Here is a 4,779-nt window from a genome sequence, read left to right on the forward strand (position 1 = left end):
GCTGGGCGGGGAGCCGGTGTGGAACGGCCGGATCAACCTGCGAGGACTGGCGGTCCTTCCGGTGACGGTGCGTTAGACCGGCAGGTGGGCAGGCTGCCTGCGGTGTCGTCGGGGTGGCCCGGATGTTCGACCCCAAGGCTTAGCATGGTCGGCTATGGCGGGCATAGCAGGGCTGCGGCGACCGGACGGGGCCACCTCCCGCCCGGGCAGGGGACCGGTGCGCCTCGGTGCGGCGTTGCTGGCGGTCGTGATCGTCGCCGTCGCCGCCCGCTGCGCCATCGATTCCTCGGGGTCGCAGCCCGAGGCGAAGGTGCAGGCGGCCGTGGCCGCCACCCTGGCCGCGCGGACGGCCGCCGTCGCCGCCCACAACAAGGCCGCCTACCTCGCCACCGACGTCGACGGGACGTTCAAGGCCGCCGACGCGCAGGTCTTCGACAACCTGACGACGCTTCCGCTCGACTCGTGGACCGTGACGCTGGCCGCCGGCCAGAGCACGGCGAGAAAGCTCGACTCGGCGCGCCTGTACCAGGTGACCGAGTCCTATGAGGTCTCCGGCGTCGACTACAAGCCGGTGACCGACACCCGGTATCTGACGTTCGTCGAGCGCGGAGACCGGTGGCTGCTGTCTTCCGGCAGCGACGGTGCCGCTGCGGGTCTGCACTCGGACACCCAAATCTGGGACCAGGGCGCGGTCTCGGTGGTGCACGGCTCGCGGTCGCTGGTCCTCGGGCTCGGCGGCGAGCAGCGGCTCAAGCCGTTCGCGGACCTGGCCGACCACGCGGCCACGAAGGCGGCGTCGGTGTGGGGCGCGGCGGGCTGGAAGGGGACCGTCGTCGTGGTCGTCCCGGTGACCCAGGCGCAGGTCGAGACCTTGCTGAACAGCGCTCCCGGGAGCCTGACCGGGGTGGTCGCGATCACCGCCGGCGAGGGCGGCCAGGCACTGACCGCGGCCCCGGCCAGCCGGGTGCTGGTCAACCCGGACGCGTTCAACGGCGAGGCGCCGGACGCGTGGCAGTTCTTCTTCGACCACGAGCTCACGCACGTCGCCACCCGGGCCTGGACCACGCCGGCGGTGCCGCTGTGGCTCTCCGAGGGGGCGGCCGACTACACCGGCTACCTCAGCTCGTCCATCTCCATCGACCGGCGGTTCGAGGAGCTGGCGAGCGCGGTGTCGAAGGACGGCTGGCGGCCCCAGGAGCTGCCGACCACCGACGACTTCGCCGGATCGGGCGACTCGGTGTCGCGGACGTACCAGATCAGCAATCTGGCATGCGCGGTGATCGCGCAGAAGTACGGACAGGCGAAGCTAGTCGCGTTCTACAAGGCGGTCGGCACCGACCCGGCCGGGACCGCCGACCCCGTCGACCACGCGTTCCGGACCGTGCTCGACACCACCACGGCCGACTTCACGGCCAAGTGGCGCGCCTTCGTCCTGAACGAGGCCCGCACCGTCACGGCGATCCTCGCCAAGAAGCACCCCTGACAGCAGGCCCGACGCCGGTCCGGTCGCCCGCCACAGCGCGCGCAGCGCCAGCACGGCCGCGACCACCAGGGCCGCGTTGCGCCCCATCAGGATCAGGCCGGAGTAGATCTGGCCGCCGCGCAGCGAGTGGTAGAAGAGCGGGAAGATCAGCTGGGTCACCGAGACCGCGCCGAGGACCAGCCAGGCCGGCGTGCGCATCAGCGTCTCGCGGCGGGCCAGGCACACGGCGGCCACGCCGAGGAGCCACACCAGGTACTGCGGGGACAGGACTCGGCTGGTGACGACGGCCACGAGCACGGCCGCGAACCCGACATCGGCCAGCATCGCCGGGAACGGGAAGCCGCCGCGCACCGCAGCCCGACGCCGGATCAGCAGCAGCACGCCGAAGCCGACCGCCGTCCCGGCCAGCGCCGCCTTGCCGGCCAACGAGACACCGGGTCCGATGTACTCGTACGCGCCGTACTGGGTGTTCTCGATGTGTCCGGACCAGCCGAACCACTTCCCGGCCAGGAACGGCGTGGCGAACACCGACTCGATCTGGATCCCGCGGCTCTTCTGGTTGGTGAGGAAGGACAGCACCCCGGGGAAGAACAGCTCCAGTGCCAGCGTGGGCACCGCGGCGGTGGCCGCCGCCACACCGAACAACAACCGGCCGTTCCGCCGCTTCGGCGCCCCGACCAAGAACGCCGCAGGCCATAGCTTGAGGAATGTGCCGACGCCGATCAGGACGCCTCGCGCCACGGCCGTGGAGCGTTTGGAGCGCAGCGTCACGGTCAGCGCGGCGACGGCGCTCGCGGTGACGACCAGGTCGTAGCGGCCGTAGGCCATCGGCCCGATGGCGGCGATGCCGAGGGTCCACAGCCACGCGCCACCCTTCGGCGGGTTCTCCGGATCGGCGCGTTCAGCAGCCCGCAGGAGCAGGACGAGCACCACCACGTCCGCTACCAGGCACATCAGGAAGAACAGCACGTAGTAGCTGCCGGGCAGCAAGTGCGGGAGCAGCAGGGGCGCGGCGGCGCCGGGCGGGTACTGCCACTTCTTGTCGTCGAGCGGGTACTGGCCGTGGTCGAACGACTGGGTGAGCCACTGGTGGTACAGCTTGACGTCGCCGGTGATCGCGCCGCGGTTGAAGTACGGCAGGACGTTCAAGGCCAGCAGGAGTATCAAAACACGGGTGACCGCGTACCAGAGCACGACGGGCCGGCGGCGGATGATCCTCATGGTGCGAGCCATCCTAATCGGCTTCGCGGCGCCGGCCGCGCCGCACGGCTCGGCGCGTCAGGACCGGGGGCCACCACCGGCTAAACTCCGTTGAGTCATCGGGCTGTCGCAGTGACCAGGGACGAAGGACTGTATTTTGACGATTCTCGTGGTCACGAACGACTATCCGCCCCGGCCCGGCGGGATCCAGCAGTTCGTGCAGAACATGGTCGAGCGGCTGCCCGCCGAGCAGACCGTGGTCTACGCCTCGTCCTGGCACGGCGACCCCGAGCGCTGCCGGGAGTTCGACTCCCAGCAGAAGCACCGGGTGATCCGCGAGAAGACCGGCATGCTCCTGCCGACCCCGGACCGGACGAAGCGCGCGGTGGCCATCGCCAAGGAGATCGGCGCCGAATCAGTCTGGTTCGGAGCAGCGGCCCCCCTGGGCCTGATGGCCCCGGCCCTCCGCAAGGCCGGCGTCCAGCGCCTGGTCGCCACCACCCACGGCCACGAGTCCGGCTGGGCCAAACTGCCCGGCGCCCGCGACCTCCTCCGCAGGATCGCCAACGAGGTGGACTGCGTCACCTACCTCAACGAGTACCACCGGGCGCGCATCGCCCAGGCCCTGACCCCGGCCGCCGCCGCCCGCATGGTCCAGCTGACCCCAGGCGTGGACGTCGACATGTTCCACCCCCACCCCGCCGGCGCAGCCGAGCTGCGCGCCTCCCTCGGCTTGGCCGACCGCCCGGTCGTGGCCTGCGTCTCCCGCCTGGTACCCCGCAAGGGCCAGGACACCCTGATCAGGGCCCTGCCGCTGATCCGCCGCGCCGTCCCCGACGCCGCCCTGCTGATCGGCAGCGGCGGCCCGTACAAGGAGGCACTGCAGAAGCTGGCAGCCGAGCAGGGCGTCTCAGAGCACGTGGTCTTCACCGGCTCGGTCCCCTGGGAACAACTGCCGACCCTGTTCGCCGTCGGCGACGTCTTCGCAATGCCCTGCCGCACCCGCCGCTTCGGCCTGGACGTCGAGGGCCTAGGCATCGTCTACCTGGAAGCCTCAGCAGTCGGCCTCCCAGTCATCGCCGGCGACAGCGGCGGCGCCCCAGAAGCAGTCCTGGAAGGCGAAACCGGCTACGTCGTCCCCGGCGACTCAGTGGAGCGCACAGCAACCCGCTGCGTGGAACTCCTGCAGGACCCGGTAAAGGCCAAGGCAATGGGCGAACGCGGCCGAGCCTGGGTCGAGGAGAAATGGCAGTGGGACTCCATCGCCGCCATCCTCCGCCACCTGTTGGACCCAACAGCTACCGTCGCGGCATGAAATTCATGGTCCTGATGTACGCCGACCCCGCAACCACCGCAGCGATGACCCCCACCGAGCGCGCCGAAGTCTTCGCCCGCCACGAGGCACTGCACCAGGACCTGCAAGCCACCGGCGAGATGCTGAACGGCGCCGGCCTGGCCTTCCCAACCGACACCACGACACTGCGCTGGCAGCCCGACGCCGCGCCAACGGCAACGGACGGCCCCTTCGCAAAGGCGACGGAACACGTGACGGCGTACTACGTGGTCGAGTGCGAGAACGCGGAGCGGGCGAAGGAGCTCGCGACACGAGTGCTGGACTTCCACGTGGTGGCAGTCGAGGTGCGCCCGATCCACGACTGGTTCGGCATGGGCGCGGCACCGGCGGCCGGAGCAGCGGCAGAGGCCTGACTTGTGACTCGCGACATCCGGCCCGGCCGGCGAGCTGGTGCGGCGCGGCGCTGGCAGCCCAGATAACAGGCCGCAGGTGGTTTTAGCAACCTCGGGTGGTGACAGGCCTGGCAGCCAGCTGTGATGAGTGCCGGTGCCTTGGCGGCTGCGGGTGGTGACGGGCCAGGCTGCCAGCCGCGATGAGCACCGGTGCCTTGGCGGCTGCGGTTGGTGACGGGGCAGACCGGCTGGTGGTGTGGTGAGGGGGTCCGAAGGACCATGTGGGGTGTTGGTTCTGGGTCCCTCGCCGCGTCAGCGGGCGCAGCCAACCTGCCCGGTTTGGCGGTGTCAAGCCGGACGGAGCTGGACCACAGCAGCAGGGGTGCGGCTTGATTCCGCCAAACCGGGCT

The 4,779-nt window shown here is 70.6% G+C and carries 3 protein-coding genes; 2 read left to right on the forward strand and 1 reads right to left on the reverse strand.

Features of this window, described 5'->3' with window-relative positions:
• Positions 1-1,306: 1,306 nt before the first annotated feature.
• On the reverse strand, positions 1,307-2,704 hold the full coding sequence (locus GWK61_RS52810) for a glycosyltransferase 87 family protein (RefSeq protein WP_194921839.1): 1,398 nt from the start codon (positions 2,702-2,704) through the stop codon (positions 1,307-1,309).
• A 133-nt stretch (positions 2,705-2,837) separates the two neighbouring features.
• Between GWK61_RS52810 and GWK61_RS52815 the strand changes: the two genes are divergently transcribed.
• Complete coding sequence (locus GWK61_RS52815; protein WP_194921841.1) at positions 2,838-3,998, forward strand: glycosyltransferase family 4 protein; 1,161 nt, start codon at positions 2,838-2,840, stop codon at positions 3,996-3,998.
• Positions 3,995-4,390 (forward strand): YciI family protein, encoded by a 396-nt coding sequence (locus tag GWK61_RS52820; RefSeq protein ID WP_194921840.1) that lies wholly within the window; start codon positions 3,995-3,997, stop codon positions 4,388-4,390. The genes GWK61_RS52815 and GWK61_RS52820 overlap by 4 nt, the downstream gene beginning before the upstream one ends.
• Positions 4,391-4,779: the final 389 nt, after the last annotated feature.

This window comes from Catenulispora rubra (assembly GCF_015356825.1).
GTDB classification, from domain to species: domain Bacteria; phylum Actinomycetota; class Actinomycetes; order Streptomycetales; family Catenulisporaceae; genus Catenulispora; species Catenulispora rubra.